The sequence below is a fragment of the Allobosea sp. NPDC003192 genome, assembly GCF_050275675.1.
In the GTDB taxonomy this organism is placed as follows: Bacteria; Pseudomonadota; Alphaproteobacteria; order Rhizobiales; family Beijerinckiaceae; genus Allobosea.
This window is the reverse complement of record NZ_JBNNPK010000018.1, coordinates 14,385-41,309: the sequence shown is the minus strand read 5'-3', so window position 1 is coordinate 41,309 and position 26,925 is coordinate 14,385. Positions and strand designations below refer to the sequence as shown.

General features: G+C 67.4%; 23 protein-coding genes. 18 read left to right on the top strand and 5 right to left on the bottom strand.

Annotation, left to right across the window (positions count from 1 at the left end):
* Positions 1–129: 129 nt before the first annotated feature.
* From ftsZ to recN, 4 genes are all read left to right on the top strand, one after another.
* On the top strand, positions 130–1,839 hold the full coding sequence (ftsZ, locus tag ACQKLX_RS21850) for a cell division protein FtsZ (protein ID WP_427363662.1): 1,710 nt from the start codon (positions 130–132) through the stop codon (positions 1,837–1,839).
* 318 nt (positions 1,840–2,157) lie between these two features.
* Positions 2,158–3,105, top strand: coding sequence for a UDP-3-O-acyl-N-acetylglucosamine deacetylase (gene lpxC / locus ACQKLX_RS21845; protein WP_427363661.1), 948 nt, complete (start codon positions 2,158–2,160; stop codon positions 3,103–3,105).
* Between the two features lie 169 nt (positions 3,106–3,274).
* Positions 3,275–4,189 (top strand): outer membrane protein assembly factor BamD, encoded by a 915-nt coding sequence (locus ACQKLX_RS21840; protein WP_427363660.1) that lies wholly within the window; start codon positions 3,275–3,277, stop codon positions 4,187–4,189.
* Positions 4,190–4,365: 176 nt separating this feature from the next.
* Positions 4,366–6,054, top strand: a complete 1,689-nt coding sequence (recN, locus tag ACQKLX_RS21835; RefSeq protein WP_427363659.1) for a DNA repair protein RecN — start codon at positions 4,366–4,368, stop codon at positions 6,052–6,054.
* Positions 6,055–6,060: 6 nt separating this feature from the next.
* Here the strand turns inward: recN and aidB are convergent, their stop codons facing one another.
* Positions 6,061–6,879, bottom strand: a complete 819-nt coding sequence (gene aidB / locus ACQKLX_RS21830; RefSeq protein ID WP_427363658.1) for an AidB family quorum-quenching N-acyl homoserine lactonase — start codon at positions 6,877–6,879, stop codon at positions 6,061–6,063.
* A gap of 234 nt (positions 6,880–7,113) precedes the next feature.
* Here aidB and ACQKLX_RS21825 point away from each other — a divergent pair, with 234 nt between their 5' ends.
* The 4 genes from ACQKLX_RS21825 to ACQKLX_RS21810 all read left to right on the top strand — a co-directional run bounded on the left by ACQKLX_RS21825 (position 7,114) and on the right by ACQKLX_RS21810 (position 12,543).
* Positions 7,114–9,171, top strand: coding sequence for a DEAD/DEAH box helicase (locus ACQKLX_RS21825; protein WP_427363657.1), 2,058 nt, complete (start codon positions 7,114–7,116; stop codon positions 9,169–9,171).
* Between the two features lie 423 nt (positions 9,172–9,594).
* A complete protein-coding gene (locus ACQKLX_RS21820; protein WP_427363656.1) occupies positions 9,595–10,821 on the top strand; it encodes an ABC transporter substrate-binding protein in 1,227 nt (408 codons plus the stop codon).
* A 52-nt stretch (positions 10,822–10,873) separates the two neighbouring features.
* Entirely contained in the window at positions 10,874–11,743 is an 870-nt protein-coding gene (locus ACQKLX_RS21815) for a carbohydrate ABC transporter permease (RefSeq protein WP_427363655.1), read from the top strand.
* Positions 11,740–12,543 (top strand): carbohydrate ABC transporter permease, encoded by an 804-nt coding sequence (locus tag ACQKLX_RS21810; protein WP_427363654.1) that lies wholly within the window; start codon positions 11,740–11,742, stop codon positions 12,541–12,543. The genes ACQKLX_RS21815 and ACQKLX_RS21810 overlap by 4 nt, the downstream gene beginning before the upstream one ends.
* Before the next feature lie 127 nt (positions 12,544–12,670).
* On the opposite strand, the gene ACQKLX_RS21805 is transcribed toward ACQKLX_RS21810, so the two are convergent.
* Positions 12,671–13,450, bottom strand: coding sequence for a DUF2189 domain-containing protein (locus tag ACQKLX_RS21805; protein WP_427363765.1), 780 nt, complete (start codon positions 13,448–13,450; stop codon positions 12,671–12,673).
* A 222-nt stretch (positions 13,451–13,672) separates the two neighbouring features.
* Here ACQKLX_RS21805 and ligA point away from each other — a divergent pair, with 222 nt between their 5' ends.
* Positions 13,673–15,823, top strand: coding sequence for an NAD-dependent DNA ligase LigA (gene ligA / locus ACQKLX_RS21800; RefSeq protein WP_427363653.1), 2,151 nt, complete (start codon positions 13,673–13,675; stop codon positions 15,821–15,823).
* Between the two features lie 111 nt (positions 15,824–15,934).
* Here the strand turns inward: ligA and pepT are convergent, their stop codons facing one another.
* Both pepT and ACQKLX_RS21790 read right to left on the bottom strand, forming a co-directional pair.
* Complete coding sequence (gene pepT, locus ACQKLX_RS21795; protein WP_427363652.1) at positions 15,935–17,164, bottom strand: peptidase T; 1,230 nt, start codon at positions 17,162–17,164, stop codon at positions 15,935–15,937.
* Between the two features lie 46 nt (positions 17,165–17,210).
* Positions 17,211–17,927 carry a fumarylacetoacetate hydrolase family protein gene (locus ACQKLX_RS21790; protein WP_427363651.1) on the bottom strand — a complete coding sequence of 239 codons (717 nt, stop codon included), beginning with the start codon at positions 17,925–17,927 and terminating at the stop codon, positions 17,211–17,213.
* 170 nt (positions 17,928–18,097) lie between these two features.
* On the opposite strand from ACQKLX_RS21790, the gene ACQKLX_RS21785 reads away from it, so the two are divergent.
* The 4 genes from ACQKLX_RS21785 to ACQKLX_RS21770 are packed head-to-tail and all read left to right on the top strand — an operon-like array spanning position 18,098 to position 21,514.
* Positions 18,098–19,111 carry an ABC transporter substrate-binding protein gene (locus tag ACQKLX_RS21785; RefSeq protein WP_427363650.1) on the top strand — a complete coding sequence of 338 codons (1,014 nt, stop codon included), beginning with the start codon at positions 18,098–18,100 and terminating at the stop codon, positions 19,109–19,111.
* Positions 19,108–19,908 (top strand): ABC transporter ATP-binding protein, encoded by an 801-nt coding sequence (locus tag ACQKLX_RS21780; RefSeq protein WP_427363649.1) that lies wholly within the window; start codon positions 19,108–19,110, stop codon positions 19,906–19,908. The genes ACQKLX_RS21785 and ACQKLX_RS21780 overlap by 4 nt, the downstream gene beginning before the upstream one ends.
* Positions 19,905–20,783 carry an ABC transporter permease gene (locus ACQKLX_RS21775; RefSeq protein ID WP_427363648.1) on the top strand — a complete coding sequence of 293 codons (879 nt, stop codon included), beginning with the start codon at positions 19,905–19,907 and terminating at the stop codon, positions 20,781–20,783. Before ACQKLX_RS21780 ends, ACQKLX_RS21775 begins: the two co-directional genes overlap by 4 nt.
* A gap of 14 nt (positions 20,784–20,797) precedes the next feature.
* On the top strand, positions 20,798–21,514 hold the full coding sequence (locus tag ACQKLX_RS21770; RefSeq protein ID WP_427363647.1) for a GntR family transcriptional regulator: 717 nt from the start codon (positions 20,798–20,800) through the stop codon (positions 21,512–21,514).
* 18 nt (positions 21,515–21,532) lie between these two features.
* Here ACQKLX_RS21770 and ACQKLX_RS21765 read toward each other — a convergent pair whose 3' ends face one another.
* Positions 21,533–22,534: an AraC family transcriptional regulator gene (locus ACQKLX_RS21765; protein ID WP_427363646.1), complete on the bottom strand. Its 1,002-nt coding sequence runs from the start codon at positions 22,532–22,534 to the stop codon at positions 21,533–21,535.
* A gap of 82 nt (positions 22,535–22,616) precedes the next feature.
* Between ACQKLX_RS21765 and ACQKLX_RS21760 the strand changes: the two genes are divergently transcribed.
* The 5 genes from ACQKLX_RS21760 to ACQKLX_RS21740 all read left to right on the top strand — a co-directional run bounded on the left by ACQKLX_RS21760 (position 22,617) and on the right by ACQKLX_RS21740 (position 26,777).
* Positions 22,617–23,828 carry an MFS transporter gene (locus tag ACQKLX_RS21760; RefSeq protein ID WP_427363645.1) on the top strand — a complete coding sequence of 404 codons (1,212 nt, stop codon included), beginning with the start codon at positions 22,617–22,619 and terminating at the stop codon, positions 23,826–23,828.
* An 85-nt stretch (positions 23,829–23,913) separates the two neighbouring features.
* On the top strand, positions 23,914–24,777 hold the full coding sequence (locus ACQKLX_RS21755; RefSeq protein WP_427363644.1) for an AraC family ligand binding domain-containing protein: 864 nt from the start codon (positions 23,914–23,916) through the stop codon (positions 24,775–24,777).
* A gap of 10 nt (positions 24,778–24,787) precedes the next feature.
* Positions 24,788–25,498, top strand: a complete 711-nt coding sequence (locus ACQKLX_RS21750; RefSeq protein ID WP_427363643.1) for an AzlC family ABC transporter permease — start codon at positions 24,788–24,790, stop codon at positions 25,496–25,498.
* Positions 25,495–25,794 (top strand): AzlD family protein, encoded by a 300-nt coding sequence (locus tag ACQKLX_RS21745; protein ID WP_284170957.1) that lies wholly within the window; start codon positions 25,495–25,497, stop codon positions 25,792–25,794. Before ACQKLX_RS21750 ends, ACQKLX_RS21745 begins: the two co-directional genes overlap by 4 nt.
* A gap of 20 nt (positions 25,795–25,814) precedes the next feature.
* Entirely contained in the window at positions 25,815–26,777 is a 963-nt protein-coding gene (locus ACQKLX_RS21740) for a PLP-dependent cysteine synthase family protein (protein WP_427363642.1), read from the top strand.
* Positions 26,778–26,925 lie beyond the last annotated feature (148 nt).

Here is a 26,925-nt window from a genome sequence, read left to right as displayed (position 1 = left end):
AGTTGCGGCCCGCGCTGCCGAAAGGCCAGTGCGGACCGGGGTGAGTACGAGCAGAGCGGGGCTCAGGCCCCTGGCGTGGAAGACGGGACGGCCCGCCAGGAGCCGGACAAGACAGTGAAAGAGGCAATCATGGCGATGAACCTGCAAGCCCCGGACATCCGGGAACTGAAGCCCCGGATCACCGTGTTCGGTGTCGGCGGCGCCGGCGGCAATGCCGTGAACAACATGATCGAGGCCGGACTCGACGGCGTGGACTTCGTCTGTGCCAACACCGACGCTCAGGCGCTCGCGCTCTCCCGTGCCCCGCGCATCATCCAGATGGGGCTCCAGGTCACCGAGGGTCTCGGTGCCGGCTCGCAGCCGGAAGTCGGCCGCGCGGCCGCCGAAGAGGTGATCGACGAGATCCGCGATCACCTGGCGGGTGCCCACATGGTGTTCATCACCGCCGGCATGGGCGGCGGCACCGGCACGGGGGCGGCCCCGGCGATCGCCCGCGTCGCGCGCGACATGGGCATCCTCACCGTCGGCGTCGTCACCAAGCCGTTCCAGTTCGAGGGCATGCGCCGCATGCGCATGGCCGAGGCAGGCATTGGCGAGCTCAACGAAGCCGTCGACACGCTGATCGTCATCCCGAACCAGAACCTGTTCCGCGTCGCCAACGAGAACACCGGCTTCGCGGACGCCTTCGGCATGGCCGACCAGGTGCTCTACTCCGGCGTCGCCTGCATCACAGACCTGATGGTCCGTCCCGGCCTGATCAACCTCGACTTCGCCGACGTGCGCGCCGTGATGCGCGGCATGGGCAAGGCGATGATGGGCACCGGCGAGGCCCAGGGCGAGAAGCGAGCGCTCTCGGCCGCCCAGGCTGCGATCAACAACCCGCTGCTCGACGACGTTTCGATGAAGGGCGCGCGCGGCCTGCTGATCTCGATCACCGGCGGTCGCGACATGAAGCTCTACGAGGTCGACGAGGCCGCCACCCGCATCCGCGAGGAGGTCGACTCCGAGGCCAACATCATCGTCGGCGCCACCTTCGACGAGGCACTGGAAGGCACGATGCGCGTCTCTGTCGTCGCGACCGGCATCGACAAGCCGATCAGCGCCCAGGGCGAGCTCGACCCGACCGAAGCCCGCATCGCCGAGGTCGCCGAGCGGCTGAAGGCCGAGGCGCGGCTGCGCTCCGCCGTCCCGAACGTCCGCACCTCCGCCGCTCCGGCGCCGATGCCGATGCCGGCTCCCGTCGCCGAGGCCGTGATGCCGGAGCCGGTCCGTGTCTCCGTGCCGGCCCCGGTCCCGAGCTTCGCCGCCGATGTCCGCATCGAGCCGGCCCAGCCGCGTCCGGCCATGGTCGCCCCGCCGGTCGTCGAGGCTCCGATGCCGGAGACCTCGATCCCGCATCACGAGGACAGCTTCATCCCGCCGGTTCCCGAGCGCGCCGTGATCCGCCCGACCCGCATGCCACGCGTCGAGGACCTGCCGCTGCCGGCCCAGCACCAGATCGCGCAGAGCCGCGGCGCGGTGCCGGCTCCCGCGCCGGCCTCGGTCGAGCAGAAGCGCATGTCGCTGATGCAGCGCCTGGCCTCGGTCGGCTTCGGCCGCAAGGAGGACGAGCACGCCGAGGTTCCGATGGCGCCGCCGGCTCCGGCCCCGCGCCAGGCTCCGCCTGCTCCGGCAGCCGGCCCCAGCGCCGCCCATGCCGAGTTCATGCGCCGTCCGCCCGCCCCGGCGACCCGTCCGGCCCAGGGCCAGCTCGATCAGCTCGGCCGCGCCGCGCCGCAGCGCAACACCGAAGAGGATCAGCTCGAGATCCCGGCTTTCCTACGCCGCCAGTCGAACTGAGTTGCAAGAACCGGTTCAACCGGTTTAAACGAACGGCCCGGCGGAACCCTCCGCCGGGCCTTTTTTAACGCCTAAAAAACCATAAACATCAATCAGATGGTTAAGGTTTTCTGGCTTTGTAACCTCTGTTACAGAGCGAAAGAAAGCGTGATTTTGAAGCGAGTGCGCCTGCGCGTATCTTGCAGCGCATCACTAGGTAGGGGGATTCGGGATTAGTCCCGAGTTCGCTAGCAAATCAGGGAACCGCGTCGATCGTCGAACAGGTTGCGCCGAAAGGCGCCGGCCCGAAGATCGTCGCGCTCGAGACGGATACTGAGTATGATGGCTGAACGGCAGACGACCCTACGCTCGCCCGTGACCCTGCAAGGCATCGGCGTTCACTCCGGGGCTCCCGCCTGCCTGACCCTGCGGCCTTCCACTGCGAATTCCGGCGTCGTCTTCCTGCGCAAGGGCCTCGAAGGCGGCCATGAGCAACTGATCCACGCTCGCCACAACAAGGTCAGCGCCACCGAGCTGTGCACGGTGATCGGCGACCAGGCCTCTGGTTCCGTCGCCACGATCGAGCATCTGATGTCGGCATGCGCCGGCCTTGGCCTTGACAATGTGCTGGTCGAGATCGACGGGCCCGAGATGCCGATCATGGATGGCAGCGCCGCCGAGTTCGTCGCTGCCATCGAGGCGACCGGCCTCGTCGCGCTCGGCGCGACCCGCCGCTACCTCAAGGTGCTGCGCCCGGTACGGATCGAGCAAGGCCGCGCCTTCGCCGAGCTGGCTCCGTCCGAGAACGGTTTCCGCCTCGATGTCGAGATCGACTTCGACACCCCCGCCATCGGCCGCCAGCGCAAGATCTTCGATCTCGACCCCGAGGCCTATGCCCGCGAGATTTCCCGCGCCCGCACCTTCGGCTTCATGCGCGACGTCGAGCAGCTCTGGAAGGCCGGCTTCGCGCTCGGCGCCTCGCTGGACAACACCGTCGCGATCGGCGACGACAAGGTGATCAATCCCGAAGGCCTGCGCTACGCCGACGAGTTCGTGCGTCACAAGGTCCTCGATGCGGTGGGCGATCTCGCGCTCGCCGGCTATCCGATCCTCGGCGAGTTCCGCTCCTATTGCGGCGGCCATCGCATGAATGTCCGCATCCTCGAGGCTCTGTTCGCCGACCGCGCCAATTACGCGATCGTGGAGGCGCAGCCGGTCTACGCCCACCACGCGGTGCAGATGGCGGCCGGCCCGGTGCCTGCCGCGCTCGCGCCCGATCTGCACTGAGCAGGGTATTACGCGACGCCACGCCTTGCATTCGCCCGTTTCCTGTTGGAAACGGCGATCGCACTGCATGAAGCGCCCGTCACGCTTGGCGAAAAGGCTGCTTCTGAGCTAAAGCCATTTCGCGCGCTCTTGTCGAAGGGGCGTCATAAGGACGGATGAAGTGAGCGTCATGCGGCTGAAGACATTCAACTCCGGCGAATCGACGAGCGGCAGCAAGCGTCTCGCGCTGGCTCTTGCCCTCGCAGCCGCGCTCGGCGGCTGCGACACGATGAGCGCGCTCAATCCGTTCGATCGGCCCGAGACCTACAAGCCGGAAGTGCTGCCGGAGGTTCCTGCCGACAAGCTCTACAACGAGGGTCTCGCGCGTCTCCAGAACGGCGACACCGAAGGCGCGAACAAGAAGTTCGACGAGATCGACAAGCAGGCGCCGTTCTCGCCCTATTCGAAGAAGGGCCTGATCATGGCCGCCTATTCGAACTACGAGGCGCAGAAATACGACGACGCGATCACCGCCTCCAAGCGCTTCCTGGCGCAGAACCCGGCCAGCCCGGACGCGGCCTATGCGCAGTACATCCTGGCGATGTCCTATTACAACCAGATCCCGGATGCGACGCGCGACCAGGAGCGCACCGACCTGGCGCTACGCGCCATGCAGGAGCTGCTCGATCGCTATCCGAAGTCGGAATATGTGCTCGACGTACGCGAGAAGATGCTGGTCGCGCGCGATCAGCTTGCCGGCAAGGAGATGAATGTCGGGCGCTTCTATCTCGAGAAGCGCAACTACACCGGCGCTGTCGGCCGCTTCCGCGACGTCATCACCAAGTACCAGACCACGCGCCATGTCGAGGAGGCGCTGATGCGCCTGACCGAGGCCTATATGGCGCTCGGCATCACCAACGAGGCGCAGACCGCCGCCGCGGTGCTCGGCCACAACTTCCCGGACAGCCCCTGGTACAAGGACGCCTACACGCTCCTGGAGAGTGGCGGCCTGCAGCCGCGCGAGGATCGCGGCTCCTATATCAGCCGGGCCTTCAACGGCTTCACGCGCGCCGTCGTCGGGATAACCGGTCTCGGCCGCCTCTAGATCACGATGATTTTGGATCGAACCGATCCAAAATCATAAAATGTGATCGACTCTAAGAGTTCAGAGCAGGATTCTTGCGAAAAACCGGTTCCCACTTTTTCGCATCCTGCTCTGAGGGCTGCCTGCTGGTGCCCCGACGAGGTTATCTGCAGCCGGCACAAGGGGGCTGAGTCGTCATGCTCGCTCAGCTCTCGATCCGCGACATCGTTCTGATCGACCGGCTCGACCTGGGTCTCGATGACGGGCTCAGCGTCCTGACCGGTGAGACTGGCGCCGGCAAGTCGATCCTGCTCGACGGTTTCGCGTTGGCGCTCGGCGCCCGCGGCGATGGCGGTCTGGTGCGCCATGGCGAGGCGCAAGGACAGGTCAGCGCTGTCTTCGATCTGCCGATGTCGCATCCGGCGCGCGTGCTCGCCCAGGCGCAGGAGATCGACACCGACGGCGACCTGATCCTGCGGCGCGTGCAATACGCCGACGGTCGCACCCGCGCCTTCGTCAACGACCAGCCGGTCAGTGTCCAGATCCTGCGCATGATCGGCGCTGCGCTGGTCGAAATCCATGGCCAGCATGACGACCGGGCCCTGACCGATCCGGCCCAGCATCGCACCATCCTCGACGGCTTCGGCGAACTCGCAGAGCAGGCGGCCGAGGTCGCCCGCGCCAGTGAGACCCTGAAGAAGGCGCGCCAGGCCCTGCAGAGCCAGCGCATCCGGGTCGAGACTGCGCGGAAGGAGGCGGACTTCCTGCGTCATGCCGTCGCCGAACTCGGCAAGCTCGCGCCCGAGCCGGATGAGGAAGAGGCGCTCGCCGCCAAGCGCCAGGGCATGATGGCGGCTGAGAAGGTTGCGCGCGACATTATCGAGGCGTTCGAGGCGGTCGGCGGCACGGCCTCTCCCGTCGCCGCTCTGTCCGGCGTGCTGCGCCGGCTGGAACGGCGCGCAGCCCAGGCGCCGGAGCTGGTCGATCCATCCATCGCCGCGCTGACCACGGCGGTGGTCGCGCTCGAAGAGGCCGGCGAGACCCTGCAGGCAGCGGTGCGCGCGGCAGAGTTCGATCCGCGCGTGCTGGAGCGGGTCGAGGAGCGGCTGTTCGCCCTGCGGGCGGCGGCGCGCAAATTCGACGTGCCGGTCGATGCGCTGCCGGCGCTGGCTGAGACCATGGCGGCAGACCTTGCCGCACTCGACGAGAGCGAAGGGTCGCTGAAGCGGCTGGAGGCCGAGCTCGCCGAGGCCGAAGCCGCCTATGTCGCGCTGGCGACGGTGCTCTCGGCCGGGCGCATTCGCGCGGCGTCGGCGCTCGATGCCGCGGTCAAGGCGGAACTGCCACCGCTCAAGCTGGAGCGGGCGCGGTTCATCACGCAGATCGACAGCGATCCCGATGCGCGCGGGCCGGAAGGGCTCGACCGCGTCGAGTTCTGGGTCGAGACCAACCCGGGCACGCGGCCGGGGCCGATGATGAAGGTCGCCTCAGGTGGCGAGCTCTCGCGCTTCATGCTGGCGCTGAAGGTGGTGCTGGCCGAGCGCGGCTCGGCCCCGACGCTGGTCTTCGACGAGATCGACACCGGCGTGGGCGGCGCGGTGGCCGATGCGATCGGCGAGCGGTTGGCGCGGCTGGCGGCGCGGGTGCAGGTGATCTCCGTGACGCACGCGCCGCAGGTCGCGGCCAAGGCCGGCCAGCATTTCCTGATCGCGAAATCGGCTGAGGGCGGGGAGGGCGCGAGCGAGCGCACCGTCACCCGCGTTTCGCCGCTGCGGGATGGCAGCCGGCGCGAGGAGATTGCCCGCATGCTCGCCGGCGCCTCGATCACCGAGGAAGCGCGGGCGGCGGCCGGCAAGCTGCTCGATGCAGCCGGGACGCGCGGCTAGTTGCACTCAGGCCGGGATCAGCTCGTATCCCGTGCCGTCAGTGATGACGCGTCTGAAGCCTTCGATATGGCTGCCCGAGACGAGCCAGCCTTCGCGGGCGGCGCGTTCGAGGATGGCGCGGCGGGAGGCGAGGGCGGTGGCGGCGTCGAAATCGTAGACGAAGCCGATCCCAGGAGCGGTCGCCTGCAGGTCGGAGAGGTGCAGCACGTCGCCCCAGAGCAGGAGGCTCTGTTCGCCTTCGATCAGGTAGCCGCTATGGCCGGCGGTATGGCCGGGAAGCGGGACCAGCGTGATGCCGGGGCGCACGATGCCAGCCGGGGCAGGCTGGATGCGGCCGGCATAATGCTTCTTCACCGCCGCCGTCACTGCGAAGCCGCCCTGCCGGTTCTGTGGTGTCTGCGCGCGGTTGGCTTCCTCCCCGAAGAAGCTGAAATCGGCTTCGGGCACGATGATCTCGGCGTCTGGAAAACGGGCGCGCTCGCCATCGAACAAGCCGAGCGCATGATCGCCATGGAGATGCGTGATCAGGACACGCTCGACCTGCTCCGGGCCAATGCCCGCCTTCGCCATGGCTGCAGGTGCATGGCCCATCGCCTCGCCCCAGGATGGGCCGGTGCCGGCGTCGACTAAAGTGATCCCGTCGGCGCCCCTCAAGGCGAAGCAGTTGACGGGGATGCTGACCTTCGGCTTGCCCCAGCGCGCCACAGCCTCGTCGCGCGCCGTCTCGCCGTCGCCGTGGATCAGCACATCGAGCGGCGCCTCGAACACGCCATCGTCCAGGATGAGCACGTCGTAGGAACCGAACCGCCGCCAGGTCTTGCTCATATCCGCCGATCTCCGCTTCGGTGACGCTTGTTTAGATCACGCGGCTTTCGTCGCGGGCAACGGAACGGGCAGCATGGCCGGCGTCCGCTGCCGCATGCGGGACCGGCTGATGCTGCATTCCCTTTTTCCGCGGTTTCCTCTATGTGCAGTGCAATATCGCGGTGCCGCGTCCGGCGCTGCCCCTCGTTCTGCGTGCTGCCGACCCGCCAGCTGCAATCTAAGGCCTGACATCGCATGTCCTTCATCTCCACGAGCGCGCCGCTCGCGCGTGCGCTCGCCGACCGCAATTACAGCGAGCCGACCCCTGTCCAGGCCGCCGTGCTGGAAGAGGCGGCCGCCGGCCGCGACCTCTTGGTTTCCTCGCAGACCGGCTCGGGCAAGACAGTGGCCTATGGCCTCGCCCTCGGTGCCGACCTGATCGGCGAGGCCGAGGTTCTGCCACGCGCAGGACTGCCGCTGGCGCTGATCGTCGCGCCGACCCGCGAGCTTGCGCTCCAGGTCCAGCGCGAGCTCGCCTGGCTCTATGGCGAGGCCAAGGCCCGGATCATCGCCTGCGTCGGCGGCATGGACCCGCGGCGCGAGGCGATGCTGCTGGCCGAGGGCGCCCATATCGTCGTCGGCACGCCCGGCCGCCTGCGCGACCATCTCGATCGCGGCCAGCTCGATCTCTCGGCGCTGAAGGCGGTGGTGCTCGACGAGGCCGACGAGATGCTGGATCTCGGCTTCCGCGACGATCTCGAATTCATCCTGCAGGCTGCGCCGGAAGAGCGCCGCAGCCTGCTGTTCTCGGCGACATTGCCGAAGGCGATCATCGCGCTCGCCAAGAGCTATCAGCGCGATGCGCTGCGCATCGAGGTCGCCGGCACCGAGGGCGGCCATGCCGATATCGAATACCGCGCCATCCGCGTCTATCCGCGCGAGAGCGAGCTTGCCGTCGTCAACCTGCTGCGCTTCTACGACGCGCCCTGCGCCCTGGTGTTCTGCAACACCCGCAACGCTGTGCGCCATCTCGAAGCGGCGCTGCTGGAACGCGGTTTCGCGGCCGTCTCGCTCTCGGGCGAGCTCAGCCAGAGCGAGCGCAATTCGGCGCTGCAGGCGCTGCGCGATGGGCGGGCTCGCATCTGCGTTGCCACCGACGTCGCGGCCCGCGGCATCGACTTGCCGGGCCTGACGCTCGTCATCCATGCCGAGCTGCCGAACGATCCCGAGGTAATGCAGCACCGTAGCGGCCGCACCGGCCGGGCGGGCAAGAAGGGCATCAGCGCGCTGCTGGTGCCGCCCTCGCGCCGGCGCAAGGCGCAGATGCTGCTCGCCGGAGCGGGTGCCGAAGCCGAATGGGTCGCCGCCCCGACGCAGGACGAGATCCGCGCGCTCGATCAGGAGCGCATGCTGCAGGACCCGCTGCTCTCGGGCGAAGCCGGCGAAGACGATGCTGGCATGATCGGCGCTCTGCTCGCCGGGCGTTCGGCCGAAGAGCTCGCGGCGGCGCTGGTGCGCGTCTACCGTTCACGCCTGCCGGCGACGGAAGAGGTCGGCGATCCCAATTTCGGCCATGAGGAGCGCCGTCCGGTACGCAGCAGCGAGGATTACGCGCAGAAGCGCACGCCGGGTGACCGCGAGCGCGGCGAACGCTCCGGCCCGCGTGGCGAGACGGTCTGGTTCCGGCTCAGCACCGGCCGCAAGGACGGTGCCGATCCGCGCAAGCTCCTGCCGATGATCTGCCGGCGCGGCCAGATTACCCGCGACGAGGTCGGCGCGATCCGCATCTTCGATCGCGAGACCAAGGTCGAGATCGACGCCGATGTCGCCGAGCGCTTCGCCGAGCTGACGCGCGTGCCCGATCGCGACCGGATCACGATCGAGCCCGTGACCGGCGAAGCCGAGCGCCGGCCGGCCAAGCCCTTCGGCGAGAAGGCGAGCCATGCGCCGCGTGGGGCCCATCCGGCCCGCGACGAGCGTTCGGCTGAGCGCAAGCCCTATGAAGGCAAGCGCAAGCCGTTCGGCAAGCCTTACGACCCGACGCGGCGCGACCGCGAACCCGTCTATGAGGAAACCGCGATCCTGCGGCCGGAGCGGCCCTCCTTCGACAAGAAGGGCGAGCCTGGCGGCAAGCCGTTCGCCGGCAAGTTCAAGGGCGGCAAGTTCGAGGGTAGCAAGAAGCCGTTCGGCGCCGCGCATGGCGGCGAGCGCCACGGCGATGGCCGGCCTGCGGCCAAGAGCTTCGGCGGGAAGAAGCCGTTCGCGGCGAAGAAGCCCTTCACCGGCAAGAAGCCGCGCCGCGACGATCGCTGAGCGCCGGCTGATTCTCGGCTTTGCCGTCATGGTCGGGCTTGTCCCGACCATCCACGTCTTCGCCTGTCCAATGCGGTGCTCAAGACGTGGATGCTCGCCACAAGGGCGAGCATGACGCATCGGTGCGTCCTTTCACCAATCAGCCAAGGGTTGCCGTTCGATCAACGCAGACCGAGGAAGGACAGGATCGCGAGGACGACGACGACCAGGCCGACGATGTAGATGATGTTGTTCATGGCGGAGCCCCCTCAGGTTGCGTTGCCGTCGCAGCGCAACGGCCGATGATCGGCGCGGCAGCGCCGCAGCATCATTCGAACGCCGCGCCGCGCGGGATTGTTCCGAAATCGTCGTATATCTGTTGCACTCCCCAGCCATCCGCTCCCACAATGCCCGCCCGGGCAGAGACCCGGACGGGGGAATGCCATGAGGACGATTGCGAAGGCGCTCGGCGCCGTGTTGATGTTGGCCGGGCTGAGCCTGCCCGCCGCCGCGCAGGACCGGCTGGTGATCGCCGGGCGCGACGCCGGCTTCGCTCCGGCGCTGGCCAAGATGGTCGAGCTCTATCAGGCCAAGAATCCGAACGTGAAGATCGAGCGGCTCGAGCTCGGGGGCGGCCCGCTCTATGAACGCCTCGCGGTCGGCGCGCGCGAGAAGACCGCGGCGACCGACGTCGCCATGCTTGACGACATCTGGGCGCCGGAATTCATGGCGCGCGGCTGGCTCACCGATCTCGACACTGTCGGTGGCCTGCCGGGCGAGTTCGTCAAGTCGGCGGTCGACGTCTCCAAGCACAACGGCAAGCTCTATGCCGCGCCCTTCGTTGGCAACATCGCGATGTTCGCCTATCGCAAGGACCTGCTCGCCAAGCACGGCTTCGAGCGGCCCAAGACCTGGAGCGACGTCGTCAAGGCGGCGCAGGCGATCCAGGACAAGGAGCAGGGCGTCTCGGCGCTGGTCTTCCGCGGCATCAAGGGCAACCCGATCGTCACCTCCTTCCTGCCGGTGCTGTGGGCCCATGGCGGCGACGTGGTGAGCGCCGACGGCAAGGCCGTGCTCGACACGCCCGCCGCCGAGAAGGCACTGACCCAGTTCCTCTCGTTCAAAGCGCTCGCGCCGAAGGGCGTCGAGACCTACAACGCGACCGAACTGCGCGACGCGATCCAGCAGGGCCGTGCCGCGATCGCGGTCGAGATGTGGTCGTCCTGGGCCGGCACGCTCGACGGCAACGCCTCGAAGGTCGCGAACCAGGTCGAGGTCGTCGCCACACCGGGCGAGGTCAAGGGACCGGCGCCGATGCTGGGTGCCTGGTTGCTCGGCATCCCCGCCGACTCGCCGAACAAGGCGCGCGCCGCCGACTTCATCCGCTTCGTCACCAGCCCTGAGAACCAGAAGCTGATCGCGCTTGAGACCGGTAACCCGCCGACGCTCGCCGCGCTGTTCAACGACAAGGACCTCGTCGCCAAGTACCGCTGGTACCCGGCGCAGCTCGAGGCGCTGAACGTCGCTCAGGCCCGCCCGCGCATCAGCCAGTGGGCCCGCGTCGAGACCATTCTCGGCGACTATCTCCAACTCGCCCTGATCGGCCAGATGCAGCCCAAGCAGGCGCTGAGCGAGGCCAACGCCCAGATCGCCCGCGCGCTCTCGCGCTGACCCTAACGCGGGCCGCCTCCCTGCGAGGCGGCCCGCTTTCCGTCTGGACGCAATGACCGCCTCACGCCGCCTGCTACCCTGGCTCCTGCTGACGCCGGCGCTGCTGATCTTCGTTGCGCTGACGCTCTATCCGCTCGGGCGCACGCTGGCGCTCTCGCTGTTTGCCACCGATTACGGCTTCGAGAACGCCAAGTTCGTCGGGCTGGAGAATTTCCGTGAGCTCTGGGACAGCCGCTTCTTCCGGCAGGCGGTGACCAACACCGTGCTGTTCACGGTGGTCTCGACCGTGCTCGAAGTCGCCGCGGGCTTAGGTCTCGCACTGCTGCTCGACCGCGCCTTTCCCGGCCGCACGCTGATCATGGCGCTGCTGCTCGCGCCCTTCGTGCTCTCGACCATGGTCGTCACCGCGATCTGGCGGGCCTGGTTCCATTTCGATCTCGGCTTCCTCAACAACCTGCTGCGCACAATCGGCCTGCCCGGCGTGCCCTGGCTGTTCGATCCCAATCTCGCGCTCTGGTCGATCGTGCTGGTCGACCTCTGGCAAACCGCGCCCTTCGCCTTCCTGATCATCTTCGCCGGGCTTCGGCTGATCCCCCAGGACGTCTACGAGGCCGCCCGGGTCGATGGCGCCGGGCCGTGGCGGCGCTTTCGCGACATGACGCTGCCGCTGCTCGCGCCCTATCTCTTCGTTGCGGCGCTGCTGCGCTCGGTCGACAGCTTCAAGCTGTTCGACAAGGTCTATGCCATGACCGGCGGCGGGCCGGGGCAGGCCACCGAGACGGTCTCGATGTTCGTCTACCGTCAGGGCTTCCGCTTCTTCGACATCGGGCTGGCTTCAGCCGCGGCGGTCGTGATGATCGTCGTCGCCGGGCTGCTCGCCGCCGTCTATGCGGCGTCGCTGCTCAAGGGAGCGGGCCGATGATCCGGATCATCGCCGCCTTCGGCCTCTGCGCGCTCTCGCTGATCCCGCTGCTCTGGATGGTCGCGACCTCGTTCAAGCCGCCGGCCGAATATGTCTCGACCTCGATCGCGCTCTGGCCGCAGGAGCCGACGCTGACGCATTACCGGGTGCTGCTCGACGGCGGGATGTGGCGGCTCGGGCTCAACAGCATCGCGGTGGCGCTGGGAACGGTGGGCCTGTCGCTGCTGGCCGGATTGCCGGCGGCCTATGCGCTGGCGCGGTTCGAACTGCCCAAGCGCTTCGACATCGTCTTCCTCGGCTTCGTGCTGGTGATCAAGCTGGCGCCACCGATCGCGCTCGCCATCCCGCTCTACCAGGTGCTGCGGGCGCTCGGCCTGCTCGACACCCATCTCGGGTTGATCCTCGCCAACCAGATCCTGGCGTTGCCCTTCGCGATCTGGATGCTGCTCGGCTTCGTGCGCGACGTGCCCTATTCCTTCGAGGAAGCGGCGATGCTCGACGGCGCCGGCTTCCTGAAGCGGCTGCTGGAGATCGTCGTGCCGCTATTGATGCCCGGCCTAGTCGCGACCGCGGTCTTCGTCGCGATCATGAGCTGGAACGAGTTCCTGTTCGCTCTGCTCTTCATCCAGACGCCGTCGAAATTCACCCTTCCGGCCTTCATCGCGACGCTGATCAACGAGGACGAGACGCTCTGGGGTCGGCTCTCGGCGATGGGGCTGATCGCCTCGCTGCCGGTGCTGCTCGCAGTCGGGCTGGTCCGGCGTGGGCTGACGCGCGAGGTGTCGGTTGATCAGCATTGAGCAGGATCAACCGTCATGCTCGCCCTTGTGGCGAGCATCCATGTCTTGAACACCGCCTTCGATCAATGAGGCGAAGACGTGGATGGTCGGGACAAGCCCGACCATGACGGCGAGGAGATGGCGGCGCCTACCGCGGCACGACCTTGCGGTAGAGGTGCCAGCTGGCGTGGCCGAGGATCGGCATGACCAGGATCAGGCCGACCAGGACCGGCAGCGAGCCGAGCACCAGCAGCGCCGTGATCGTCAGCGCCCAGTACAGCATGCCACGCGGGCTCTTCTCGACGGCCGCCATCGAGGTCTTTACCGCGGTCGCCATGCTGACATGCCGGTCCAGCATCAGCGGGAAGGAGATCACCGTCATCGAGAACACCAGGATGGCGAAGAGCAGCCCAAGCGCATTGCCGAGGATGATCATCGTCCAGCCGTTCACCGTGGTCAGCAGCGGCGTCATGAAGCTCTCGAACGAGTCGAGCGGCACGTCGCCCATCAGCCAGCGATAAATCACCCAGGCGCTGAACAGCCAGGCGAGGAAGACGCCCATCAGCAGCGCGCCGAGCGTCGCGATCTGGCCGATGCCGGGCGAGTGCACGACGTCGAGCGCGTGCTTCCAGGAGGTGTCCATGCCGAGCTCGCGGCGGCGGCTGATCTCATAGAGGCCGATCGCGGCGAAGGGGCCGAGCAGGGCAAAGCCCGAGGCCAGCGGGAACAGCAGCGGGAAGATGTTGTAGCTCACCGTCAGGCGGGCGAGCAGGATGCCGGCGATCGGATAGATCAAAGCGATGAAGAGCAGGTGGCTCGGCTGAGCCATGAAGTCGGCATAGCCCTGCCTGAGGGCATCCTTGATATCGGCGATGCCGATCTCGTTGACGGGCAAGGCATCGGCAGGCGCAGCATCGTTCGCCGCCATCGGGGGATGATGGATATGGGTATCGGCCATGGCGTTCTTCCCGGTTACGGCCCGGTTCGCCTTGGCGGTCCTGACGCGATCCTCCGGTCAAGACCTGCGAGGCGTCGAGCATCCATTTCAGCGGGAGAAGCCTACACCCGACGCGCTCCTGCCACAAATCGGCGTAGCCAGATCGTGAAACAGGCGCTTCGCAGCGGACCTCCCCTCAACTAGAACTGCGCCATGGCCGACACTGTTCCCACTCCCGTCGAAGATCTGACCCCCGAGGCCGCGCGCGCCGAGCATCAGGCGCTCGCGCCCGAGATCGCGGCCGCGAACGAGGCCTATCACAGCGACAGCGCGCCGATCATGGACGACGCGACCTTCGACGCGAAGTTCAGGCGACTCACGGCGCTGGAAAGCGCTTTTCCGGAGCTGAAAGGCGCCGAGGCGCTCTCCGACAAGGTCGGTGCCAAGCCCTCGGGCAAGTTCGCCAAGATCCGGCATCGCGTGCCGATGCTCTCGCTCAACAACGCTTTCGCCGACGAGGACATTGCCGATTTCGTCACGCGCGTGCGCACCTTCCTCGGCCGCAAGGACGACCAGCCGATCGCCTTCACCGCCGAGCCGAAGATCGACGGGCTCTCGCTCTCGCTGCGCTACGAGGGAGGCGAACTGGTCAGCGCCGCGACGCGCGGCGACGGCGAGGAGGGCGAGGACGTCACCGCCAATGCCCGCACAATTTCCGAGATCCCGCACCGGCTGGAGGGCAAGGACGTGCCTGACATCGCCGAGGTTCGCGGCGAGATCTATCTTGGCCATGCCGATTTCGCCGCGATCAACCAGCGCCAGCGCGACAAGGAAGAACGTGAGTTCGCCAATCCGCGCAACGCCGCCGCCGGCTCGCTGCGCCAGCTCGACGTCTCGATCACGGCATCACGTCCCTTGCGCTTCTTCGCCTATGCCTGGGGCGAGATGCCGGTTCTGCCGGCGCAGACGCAGTTCGGCGTCGTCGAGGCCTTCGCGCGCTGGGGCTTCAGGACCAATCCGCTGATGGCGCGCTGCGAGAGCGTCGAAGAGTTGCTGGCGCATTACCGGTCGATCGAGGCGCAGCGTGCGAGCCTCGGCTACGACATCGACGGCGTGGTCTACAAGGTCGACGATCTCGCGCTGCAGGCCAGGCTCGGCTTCGTCGCGCGGGCGCCGCGTTGGGCGATCGCTCACAAGTTCCCGGCCGAGCTCGCGAGCACCGTGCTGGAGGCGATCGACATCCAGGTTGGCCGCACCGGGGCGCTCTCGCCGGTGGCGCGCCTGAAGCCGGTGACGGTCGGCGGCGTCGTCGTCACCAATGCGACGCTGCACAATGAGGACTATATCCGCGGCTTCGATTCGAAGGGGCTGCCGATCCGTGACGGCAGCGACATCCGCATCGGCGACACCGTCACGGTGAAGCGCGCCGGCGACGTGATTCCGCGCGTCGAAGCGGTCGACCTCGCCAAGCGCCCGGCCGATGCGCAGCCCTACGTCTTCCCGACGACCTGCCCGGTCTGCGGTTCGGATGCGGTGCGCGAGCATAATCCGCGCTCGGGCAAGGAGGATGCGGTGCGCCGCTGCACCGGCGGCTTGATCTGCGAGGCCCAGGCGGTCGAGCGTCTCAAGCATTTCGTCTCGCGCGACGCGCTCGACATCGACGGACTCGGCGACAAGCAGATCGAGTTCTTCCACGACGATCCCGATCTGCCGGTGAAGCAGCCGGCCGACATCTTCACGCTGGCGCAGCGCGATGCTGCGAACCTCAAGAAGCTGAAGGACAAGGAAGGTTTCGGCGCGACCAGCACGAAGAAGCTGTTCGAGGCGATCGACGACCGGCGCAAACCGCCGCTCAACCGCTTCATCTTCGGACTCGGTATCCGCCATATCGGCGAGACCAATGCCCGTTTGCTGGCGCGCCATTACGGCTCGTTCGAGGCGCTTGAGGCCGCTTGCCTCGCCGCAGAGAACCCGGAGAGCGAGGAGCGCGCGGCACTCGATGCGATCGACGGCGTCGGCCCGACCGTAGTCGAGGCGCTGCTGCAGTTCTTCGCCGAGGAGCACAACCAGCAGATGCTCGCCCGGCTGCTTGCGGAAGTGACGCCGCAGCCGCTGGAGGCGGTGGCCTCGTCCAGTCCGGTCGCCGGCCAGATCGTCGTCTTCACCGGGGCGCTGGAGCGCATGACCCGCGACGAGGCCAAGGCGATGGCCGAGCGGCTGGGGGCCAAGGTCGCCGGCTCGGTCTCGTCGAAGACGGATCTGCTGGTTGCAGGGCCGGGCGCAGGCTCGAAGCTCAAGGATGCGACCAAGCACGGCGTCAAGGTGATCGACGAGGCCGGCTGGTTCGAATTGGTGGGCGGGTAGGCTCACCGTCATGCTCGCCCTTGTGGCGAGCATCCACGTCTTGAACGCCGCCCTGTCCGCATGAAGACGTGGATGGTCGGGACAAGCCCGACCATGACGGAAAACGGCCGCCTAACTCCGTCCCGCCGCCAGCGTGCAGATCATCCGCGCCACCTCATACGACTTCTCGAAGGCCGGGACCGGCAGGAATTCGTAGCGCGAGTGGAAATTATAGGCGCCGGTGAAGAAGTTCGGCGTCGGTAGCCCGCGGGCCGACAACGCCGCGCCGTCGGTGCCGCCGCGCATCGGGATCTGCTTCTTCCGGATCTGCAGCGCCTCCAGCGCCCCGAAGAGCAGGTCGACCGGGCGCTGGTCGTAGCCGAGGCTGTCATGGATGTTGCCATAGGTGTCGCTCACCACGCAGTCGACACGGCCGGTCGGATAGAGCGCGGCGATCTCGGCCGCGACCTCCTCGATGCGACGCTTGCGTGCAACGAAGCTCTGCCTGTCGAAATCGCGGATCAGCGCCCCGAGCCTCGCCTCGCTGGCATTGGCGGTGATGGTGTTGAACCAGACATAGCCTTCGCGGCCTTCGGTGTGCTCCGGCGTCTGCGCACGGTCGAAGCGGCCGATGAAGTCCTGCGCCATCAGCACCGGGTTCACCAGCACGCCCTTGGCCGACATCGGATGGGTGCTGACGCCGGTGAGCGTGATCTCGGCGCTTGCGGCGTTGAAGTTCTCGATCACGACTTCGCCGAGCTCGCAGCAGTCGATTGTATAGGCGAAGTCGCAGGGGAAGCGGGCGAGGTCGAGGACCTTGGCGCCGCGAAGGCCGATCTCCTCGTCCGGGACGAAGGCGATGGCGATGTCGCCGTGCTGGTCCTGCGGGCGCAGATTGGCGAGCAAGGTCATGATCACTGTGATCGCGGCCTTGTTGTCGGCGCCGAGCACGCTGGTGCCGTCGCTGGCGATGATCTCGGCACCCTGCCAGTTGCGCAATTGCGGATGCTCGGCGACGCGCAGCCAGATGTCCTGCTCGCGATTGAGGCAGAGGTCCTCACCTTCGAAGCGCAGGAGCTGCGGGCGGATATCGGGCGAAAGGCCGGCGTCGAAGGTGTCGAGATGGGCGATGAAGCCGATCTTCGGTGCGCCTGCGACGGTGCCGCGCTTCAGCGCCGTGACGGTGGCGCGATCGTCGATGACGACATCATCGAGGCCGAGCGCGCGCAGTTCATCGGCCAGCAATTCGGCGAGACGCTGCTGGCCCGGCGTGCTCGGCAGCGTCGTCGCGCGGATGTCGCTCTGACTGGTGACCGCGAGATAGCGGAAGAAGCGCTCGGTCAGTTGCTGGCGGATGCTCATGGTCGTCCGGCTCTAAGGGAATCGCCGAACGATAGAGTGCTTTGCCTCAGGCTGCGACCGCAGGCTCGCCGATCGTGACGGTGAGCGAGCCGAGCGTCTCGATGCTGCCGACGAGGACGTTGCCTGGCAGCACGGCACCGACGCCGTGGGGCGTGCCGGTCATGATCACGTCGCCCGGCTCCAGCGAGTAGTAGTTCGACAGCGTGGAAATGATCTCCGGCGTGCGCCAGATCATCAGCGACAGGTCGGAATTCTGGCGGGCGACGCCATCGACCTCGAGCCTGATGCTGCCCGATGCGGGGTGGCCGACCTGCTCGACCGGGTAGACCGGCCCGCAGGGCGCGGAATGGTCGAAGGATTTCTTGAGTTCCCAGGGAATGCGCGGCCCGTCCGGCGTGTTGAGCAGGCGGCGGCGGGTCATGTCGAGGCAGATGCCGTAGCCGAAGACGTGCGACAGCGCTTCGTCCTGCGGGATGTTGTAACCGCCGGACTTCATCGCGACCATGAGCTCGAGCTCGAAATGGAAGTCGTCGGTCATTGGTGGGTAGGGCACCGTGCCGCCATCCTGCACGACCGCGTCGACCGGCTTCTGGAAGATCAGCGGGAAATCGCGCGTCTCGTCGCCGCCCATCTCGCGGACATGGGCGACATAGTTGCGGCCGACGCAATAGATCCGCCGGACCGGAAAGCGCGCCGACGAGCCGATGATCGGCAGGGTCGGCTGGGTCGGAGCGGGGACAGCGAAATCTGCGAGCGTGGTCATCGAGCGGCCGTGGCTGGTTGGCGACAAAGCCAGCATAGGACGCGCCAATCGGGAGTCTACATAAATCTGCATATTTTCTGTTTGAGATAAAAAATATGAATTTAATTTGACATGCGGCCGTGATGGTGCATCGTTCCCTCGTTCGCGTTTAAAAATCCAAGGGGAACGGGATGGAACGTAGGCAGTTCATGGCGGCGGCCGCGGGGCTGCCTTTCGCATTTGCGGCGCCCAAGGCGCTGTCGCAGGCGCTGGACGAGTTGACGATCGTTTATCCGAGCCCGGGCGGGCTGGGCTACTTCGCGCTCTATTCTGCGATCGGCGAGGGCTACTTCGCCGAAGAGAAGCTCAAGATCACGCCGCGCAGCGTCAACGGCTCGGCTGCCGCGATCCAGGCGTTGCTCGCCGGCCAGGCCCAGCTCGCCCATCCGGGGCCCGGGCCGCTGATGGCAGCGCGCGAGCGCGGCCAGGACCTCGTCTACATCTACAATTACTTCACGCGCAGCCAGTTCAACCTCGTCGTTCCGGAGACCTCCGCCTTCCAGAAGCCGACCGACCTCAAGGGCAAGGTCATCGGCGTCGGCACGGCCGATGGCGCCGAGGTCGCCTTCGTCCGCTCGATCTTCGATGCCGAGGGCATGAAGGAGGGCGCCGACTACAAGTTCATCACGGTGGGCGAGGGCGGCATGGCGGTCGCCGGCTTCATGCAGAAGGCGATCGATGCCTACGCCTCCGACACCGCCGGTGCAGCCACGCTGAGCCTGCGCGGGATCAAGCTGCGCTCGCTGACACCGCCGCGCTTCCAGTCCTATTTCGGCAATGGCTATGTCGTCACCCGCAAATATCTCGACGAGAACCGTGGCATGCTGGAGCGCTTCGGCCGGGCGCTGGTGCGTGGCACCAAGTTCGGGCTCGACCCGGCCAACAAGGCGGCGGTGCTGAAGCATGCGCGCATGGGCAATCCGCAGCAGCTGGAGAACATGCCCTTCGCCGAGGCGCTGATGGAGGTCTATTACCGCCTGACGGCGCCGCTCGATCCCGCCAAGGGCTTCGGCTACAACAATCCGGAGGCCTGGGAGATGTGGCAGAAGACGCTGCTCGCCTCGGGCGATCTCAAGAAGCCGCTCGACGATCTCAGCAAGGCCTATTCCAACGATCTGATCGCGGCCTGGAACGCGCCGAAATGACATTGGCGACGGCCGAAGCGGCCGGGCAGCTTGCCCGGCCGGTCTATGAGCTCACCAGGGTCTCGAAGGTCTATGGCGAAAGCGTCGTCGCGCTGGAGAGCGTCGACCTGACATTGCGCCAGGGTGAGTTCCACGCGGTGATCGGGTCGAGCGGTTGCGGCAAGTCGACCCTGCTCAAGATCATGGCCGGACTGACTCCGCCCTCGAAGGGCAGGGTGATGCTGGCTGGCACGCCGGTGCTGGGCGCGCGTTCCGATATCGGCATGATGTTCCAGCAGGCGACGCTGTTCCCATGGCGGACGACCCTGCAGAATATCCTCCTGCCGATCGAGGTGCGCGAGGGGCACGCCGCGGCCGAGGCGGCGGCACCGCGGGCGAGAAGCCTGCTCGAGCTCGTCGGCCTCAAGGGCTTCGAGGCGACCTACCCCTCTCAGCTCTCCGGTGGCATGGCGCAGCGCGCCGCGATCTGCCGGATGCTGATCTCCGAGCCCAACGTGCTGCTGCTCGACGAGCCGTTCAGCGCGCTCGACGAGATCACGCGCGACTTCATGAACATGGAGCTGCAGCGCATTTGCCGCGAGCGCAACGCCTCGGCCTTCCTGGTGACGCATTCGATCGCGGAGGCGGTCATCCTCTCCGACATCGTGCATGTGATGTCGGCTCGGCCCGGCCGGATCGCGCGCAGCATCGCGATCGACCTGCCGCGGCCGCGCACGCTCGACATGACGACGCTGCCGCTATTCGGCGCCTATGTCAGCGAGATCCGCGGCCTGCTCGACAAGGGAGCCTTCCTGTGAGCGATGTCGTCGACAAGTCCGCGGCTGCGCTGCCTGCCGATACCGTCTGGGCGGAGAAGGTCTCGTTCGCTTCGCGGATTCCGCGCTGGGTCTCGATGCTCGGCCTGCTCGTGCTGTTCCTCGGCCTCTGGCAGGGCGTGGCCTCATCGGGGATCGTCTCGCCGCTGATCCTGCCGACCCCGGCCGACACGATCCGCGACATCGGGTTCGTCGGCCGCAATCTCAGCGCGGGCGACTACATGCTGCCGGCTTTCTGGGTGACGGCGAGCGAAGTCGTCTGGGGCTTCGTCGTCGCACTGACCATCGGGGTCACGCTCGGCATCCTGGTCGGCGAGACCAGCTTCGGCGAGCGGGCGGTGATGCCCTACATCGTCGCGATCGACACCATGCCGAAGCTCGCCTTCGCGCCGCTCTTCGTCGCCTGGCTCGGCTTCGGCATCATGTCGAAAGTGGCGCTCGCCGCCTTTATCTCGGTCTTCCCCATCATTGTCGGCACGGCGGCGGGCTTGCACGCGGCCGATGAGAACGCACGGATGCTGTTCAAGAGCATCGGCGCCTCGCGTTTGCAGACCCTGGTCAAGCTCAAGATCCCGACCGGGCTGCCGCAGTTCTTCACGGGACTGAAGATCGCGGCGATCAGCGTGGTCTCGGGTGCGATCGCCGGCGAGTTTCTTGGCGGCGGCGCGGGCTTCGGCGAACTGATCCGCGTCGCGGCCTCCCAGCTCGACACGCCGCGGGTGTTCTCGCTGATCATCTATCTCAGCCTGCTCGGGCTCGCCATGTTCGGGCTGGTATCGTGGCTGCAATACCGATTCGTGTTCTGGCAGCGTTCGAGTAACAGCATCACCACGAAGACGCCGCGCCCAGCGGCCTGAAACCGAGAACACGCATGGCGAAGCCGAGCGAAAAGACCACGCTGTCGACGACGGTCTACCAGAAGCTGCGCAGCGACATCATCCAGGGCGAGTTCCGCCCCGGCGAGAAGCTGCGGATAGAGCCGATCGCTGCGACCTATGGCGTCGGCAGCAATGCGGTGCGCGAGGCGCTGTCACGCCTGTCGGCGGAGCGCCTGGTCGAGCGCTACGAGCAGCGCGGTTTCGCCGTGCCCGCGATCGCACTCGACGACTGGCGCGTCCTGGTGCGTACGCGCTGCTGGCTCGAGACCAAGGCACTCGAAGAGGCGATCGCCAATCGCGACGAGCACTGGGAGGAGGGTATCGTGCTCGCCTTGCACCGCCTGTCGCGCTTCCGGTCCGACAAGCCGGAAGAGCGGGCCGGCTGGGAGGATGCGCATCGCAATTTCCATCGGGCGTTGCTCGCCAATTGCGGCTCGCCCTGGCTCATCGAATTCTGCGACATCCTCGCCGACCATGCGGCGCGCTACATCTCGATCTCGCACGCCTACGGCAACACACCGCGCAACGGCCAGAGCGAGCACGAGGCGCTGATGAAGGTTGTCCTGAACGGCACCGCCGCGGACGCCTGTGCACTGCTGGTGGCGCACTACACCAAGACGCTGCAGACCATCGAGGAACTGTTCGCGCAAGGGCGCTTCGCACCGCTCACCGAGCCTCCGGGAGGCCGGGCCGAAGCGCTGGCTGACTGAGCTTCCTCGACCAGTGGGCTATTCGGCCAGGCTTCGTGGCGAGGCGTCGACCGGCCGCGTCGCGCGGATCGGCGGTTCAGTATTGCGGAAATGGCTCGGTGGCTTGCCGATCACGCGCTTGAAGGCGCGGCTGAAGGACGCCTCCGAATCGTAGCCGAGGCGGCGCGCCACGGCCGAGATCCGCATCCGGTCGCGCTCCAGCCATTGCCGGGCCTGATGCATCTGGACTTGCAGGACATAGCGGGCCGGCGTCTCGCCGACGACGGTGGCGAAACGCTCGGCGAAGGCGGAACGCGAGGCGTGCATCACCTTGGCGAGCGCATCGACCGTCCAGTCCTCGCTGGGGTTGAGATGGATCGCGGCGAGGACGCGGCCGATATCCGGGTCGCGGGCGGCGGCGACCCAGCCGGTAGCGCTGCCGCAGCCACGCTCGACCCAGGAGCGGATCAAAGCCGCGGCGACGACATCGGCGAGGCGGGTGAGGATGCCGCCGGCGCCGACGCGATCGAGCGCGAGTTCGCAGGCCATGGTGGTGAGCAAAGCGGGGATGGCCGGCTCGGCCACCGCCATTTCATGCACCCACATCAATTCCGGCATCATCCGCAGCATCGGGTGCTGCGAGTCGACGTTGAAGCAGAGGCTGGCGCTGAAGAACAAGGTCGCGTCGCCTTCTCCCGCGCCGCCGCGTGCCTCGGCGATCTCGCCGCAGCAGTGCTGGAAGGCACAATGGCCATTTGGCGTCGCGGAAAGGCCGGGCTCGCTGGCCAGCGCATGCTCGACGCCGCGCGGCATCAGCACGGCATCGCCCTGTTCGAGCCGGACCCATTCGCCCTCGGGCGTGCGCAGCCAGCAGCCCCGCTCGGCCATGAAATGCAGGCGCGCCGCCGGCTGGGCCGGAAACAGCAGGCACCAGGGCGTCGTCATCTCGTAGCGGGCGTAGTCTACGCCTTCGAGCCGGAGCCCTCGGAGCATCTCCGACAGCGGGTCCGGTCCCGATTTTCTGGACGATTGGTCAAGCATAGCGGGTTTTCTAGCATGGAAGCTCCAGCCGGTCACGCCTAACTCCGGTGTCCGAACTTCTCCGATCCTTTTGGAGCATCCGATGTCGGATTCCTTGTCAGCCACAGCCGATGCCGAACTCATCGACATCGTGCCCAAAGAGCGTACGGCCGCCTGGCCGGCGGTCTTCGCCCTTTCCATGGGCGTATTCGCGCTGGTCAGCGCCGAATTCCTGCCCGCCAGCGTCCTGACCTCGATCGCCGCCGATCTCTCGATCAGCGTCGGCGCCGCCGGGCAGACGGTGACGGTGACCTCGCTGGTCGGCGTCGCAGCGGCGATCTTCACCCCGATTCTCACCAGCCGCTTCGACCGGCGCCTCGTGCTCTGGTCGCTATTGGCGCTGCTCGCTGTGTCGAGCCTGGTCACGGCGCTGGCCAATGGCTTCGGCATGCTGCTGGCGGCGCGGTTCCTGCTCGGCCTCGCGCTGGGCGGCTTCTGGTCGATGGCGCCGGCTCTGACGCTGCGGCTGGTGCCGGCGCAGTCCGTGCCGCGGGCGCTCGCGCTGATCTCGGCCGGCGTCTCGGCCGCCTTCATCGGCGGCGGTCCGCTCGGCGCCTATCTCGATTCCCTGATCGGCTGGCGCATGGTGTTCGGGCTCTCGGCCGCGCTCGCCGGTGTCGCCCTGCTGGCGCTGCTGGCGACGATGCCGTCTTTGCCGCCGCAGGCGGCCCCGCGACTGGGCACGCTGGGAATCCTGTTCGCGCGCCCGAGCATCCGGCTGATGCTGATCTCGGTGCTCGTCATCATCTCCGGGCAGTTCACCGGCTTCACCTATATCCGGCCCTTCCTCGAGCATGCGCCGCAGCTCGGCGTCGCAGCGATCACCGTCGTGCTGCTCGGCTACGGGCTCGGCAATGTCGTCGGCAATTTCGCTGGCGGGGCGGTGGCCGGGCGTGGCGTCAAGCTTGCGATCGTCTCCTTCGCGCTGGCAATCGGCATCCTGGGGCTGGTCATGCTTCAGTTCGGCGCCTCGGCGATCGTGGCCGGGGTCGCGGTGGCGCTCTGGGGCTTCGCCTTCGGTTTCGCGCCGGTCGGCTTCCAGACCTGGATGGTGCGTGTCGCGGCCGACCATGCCGAATCGGCGAGCGGGCTGGTGACGGCAGCGTTCCTGGTCGCGATCGCCAGCGGCGCGGTGCTGGGCGGCTTGCTGGTCAACCATGTCGGCGGCCTTGGTCCGATCGGCTACATGGCGGTGGCGACGCTCGCCGGCGCGCTGCTGGTGCTGGTCGTCGGCAAGGAGCCGCCGCGTCCCTGAGATCGACAAAATGGCGACGGTCGCGTGATCGTCGCCATCACTTTTCTTCAAGACATGAGGGCGCGGTTCCGCTCTATCTTGCGCCATGGATCTGATCAGCCAAGGCGACGCATTGCAGGAGATGCCGCTCCGGGAGGGCGAGCACGCCCGCCTATTCACGGCGGCGCGCTTCTCCGGGCTGGAGTGCCTGTCGGCGCGGTTCTCGACCCATACCTATTCGCCGCATGCCCACGAGACCTATGCGGTCGGCACCATCCTTTCCGGCTGCGAGCTCTGGCATGCCCGCGGCCGCACGCTCTTCGCGCGCACCGGCGATCTCGTCTTCAACCACCCGCTCGATGTCCATGACGGTGCACCGAGCGAGGGCGGCTATCGCTACCGGATGACCTATCCGACGATCGAGCTGATGCGCGAGGTCGCGATCTCGCTCACCGGCGACGAGACAATCGGCACGCCGTTCTTCCCCGAGCCGACCGTGCAGGACCCGGAGGGCTCCGCTCTGTTCTCCGAAGCGCATCGCGCGCTGGAGGAGGGCGGGGATGGCCTTGCCGGCGAGGAGGGCCTGTTGCGCGCCTATGCCTGGTGCCTGTCGCGCCATGCCGATCTGTCGATCCGTGATGTCGGGCGCGAGCGCGGGCCGATCGCGCAGACGAAGGAGCTGCTCGAGCAGCGCTATGACGAGGACCTGTCGCTGGCCGACCTCACCCAGCGCTCCGGCCTGCCGCGGCACCACCTGATCCGGGCCTTCCGGCGCGAGACCGGGCTGACGCCGCATGCCTATCTCGTCGATGTCCGTATCCGCCGTGCCAGAGAGCGGCTGCGGCGTGGCGAATCCCCCGGCGCGGTCGCGGCCGCCACCGGCTTCTGCGACCAGGCGCATCTCACCCGCGCCTTCAAGGCGAGGCTCGGCGTGACGCCGGGCGTCTTCCGCGCCGCCCATCACGGCTGATGGACAAGATATGAGCTGGAAAGACGAAGCCCGCGCAGGGCTGGGCGACATCTGGCCGGCAGCGCTTGCCGCTGTGCCGATCGGGCTGCTGTTCGGTGCGCTCGCCGCCGGCAAGGGCCTCTCGCCGTTCGAGGTCTTCCTGATGAGCGTGCTGGTGTTTGCCGGCGGAGCGCAATTTGCTGCGGTCGAGCTCTGGACGCATCCCGCGCCGATCTTCGCGCTGGTGTTCTCGACGGCGCTGATCAATGCCCGCCATATCCTGATGAGCGCCTCGATCGCGCCGAAGCTCAAGGGCTTCTCGACAGCGCAGCTCTTTGGCGGGCTGTACTACATGGCCGACGAGAACTGGGCGCTGGCCGAGAAGCGGGCGCGCAGCCATCCGGTGACGCCGGCCTACTGGTTCGGCATGATCGTGCCCTTCGTGCTCGGCTGGCTGACGACCTCGACCACCGGCGCGATCATCGGTGCCGCCCTCGGCGACCCCAAGCGCTACGGCGCCGACTTCGCCTTCACCGCGCTGTTCATCGCGCTGACCGCCGCCTTCTGGAAGGGCCGTGTCACCGCCTGGACGGTAGCTGCGGCTGGCCTTGCCTCGGCGCTGGCCTACAAGCTCGCCGGTCCGCCCTGGCATGTGCTGGCGGGAGCGCTCTGCGGGCTCGCCGCCGCCTGGATCGCTGCCGGCGACCTCGCCGAGACACCTGTCGAAAGTCCGGCAGAATGAGCCTCGACCCGATCAATCTCGCTGCCTTCCTCGGCATGGCGCTGGTGACCTATCTCACCCGCATCGCCGGCCTTGCCCTCGTCGGCCGGCTCAACCTGTCGCCGCGGGCGCAGGCCGCCTTCGACGCGATCCCGCCCGCCGTATTGATCGCGGTGATCGCGCCGAGCGCATTGGCGACCGGCTGGCCTGAGACGGTCGCGGCGCTGGTCTGCGGCCTCGCCGCGACGCGGCTGCCGCTGCTCGGCGTGGTTGCCGTCGGCGTCGCGACCGTGGTTGCCTTGCGCATGGTGGCCTGAAGCCGACCGGGAGGACACGCATGCGCCCCGTGATGGATTCCGTGGTCGAGGCGATCGGCGATACGCCGCTGGTCCGGCTCGACCGGCTGACGCGGCATCTCGGCGTCGACGGGACGATCCTCGCCAAGCTCGACTATCTCAATCCCGGCTTCTCGAAGAAGGACCGGGCGGCGCTGGGGATCATCGAGGAGGCGGAAGCCTCGGGAGCGCTGAAGCCCGGCCAGACCGTGGTCGAGCTCACCTCCGGCAATATGGGCACCGGTCTCGCCATCGTCTGCGGGATCAGGGGCTATCCCTTCATCGCCGTGATGTCGAAGGGCAATTCCGAGGAGCGCGCCCGGATGATGCGGGCGCTCGGGGCGGAAGTGGTGCTGGTCGAGCAACTGCCCGGCTCGGTGCCGGGGCAGGTCTCGGGCGGCGACCTCGAGCTCGTCGATCGCGAGGCGAAGCGGATCACAAGGGAACGCGGCGCCTTCCGCGCCGACCAGTTCCATCGCGACGGCAACTGGCTGGCGCATTACCGCACCACCGGGCCGGAGCTCTGGGAGCAGAGCGGCGGGGCGATCGACGCTTTCGTCGATTTCATCGGCTCGGGCGGCAGCTATGCCGGCGTGACCAAGGCGCTGAAGGAGCGCAGCCCGACGTTGCGCTGCTACGTCGTCGAGCCGGCGGGAGCTGCCGCCGCGGCGGGCGAGACGGTCGCCAGGCCTGATCATCCGATCCAGGGTGGTGGTTACTCGATGGCCGATCTTGCCTTTCTCAGGAATGTGCCGGTCGACGGCTATCTGCAGGTGACCGGCGAGGAGGCGCGCGAGACGACGCGGCTGCTGGCGCGGTTCGAGGGGATATTCGGCGGCTTCTCGGCCGGGGCGAACGTCGCGGCGGCGGTTCAGCTGCTTGGTGGCGCCGAGGCGGGCAAAACGGTCGCCGTCATCGTCTGCGATTCTGGCTTGAAGTATCTGTCGACGGATTTGTGGGGATGACAGGCCCAGGAAAGAGCGCGGGGAACCCTCTCCTGGAAGGAGAGGGTAGGGTGAAGTGTAGGCCATTCGACCAGTTCCGCGAGAGCTGACCGCGCGGTCGGGTTCAGGCCAACGTTTTCAGTCCGAACACCTCACCCCTACCCCTCTC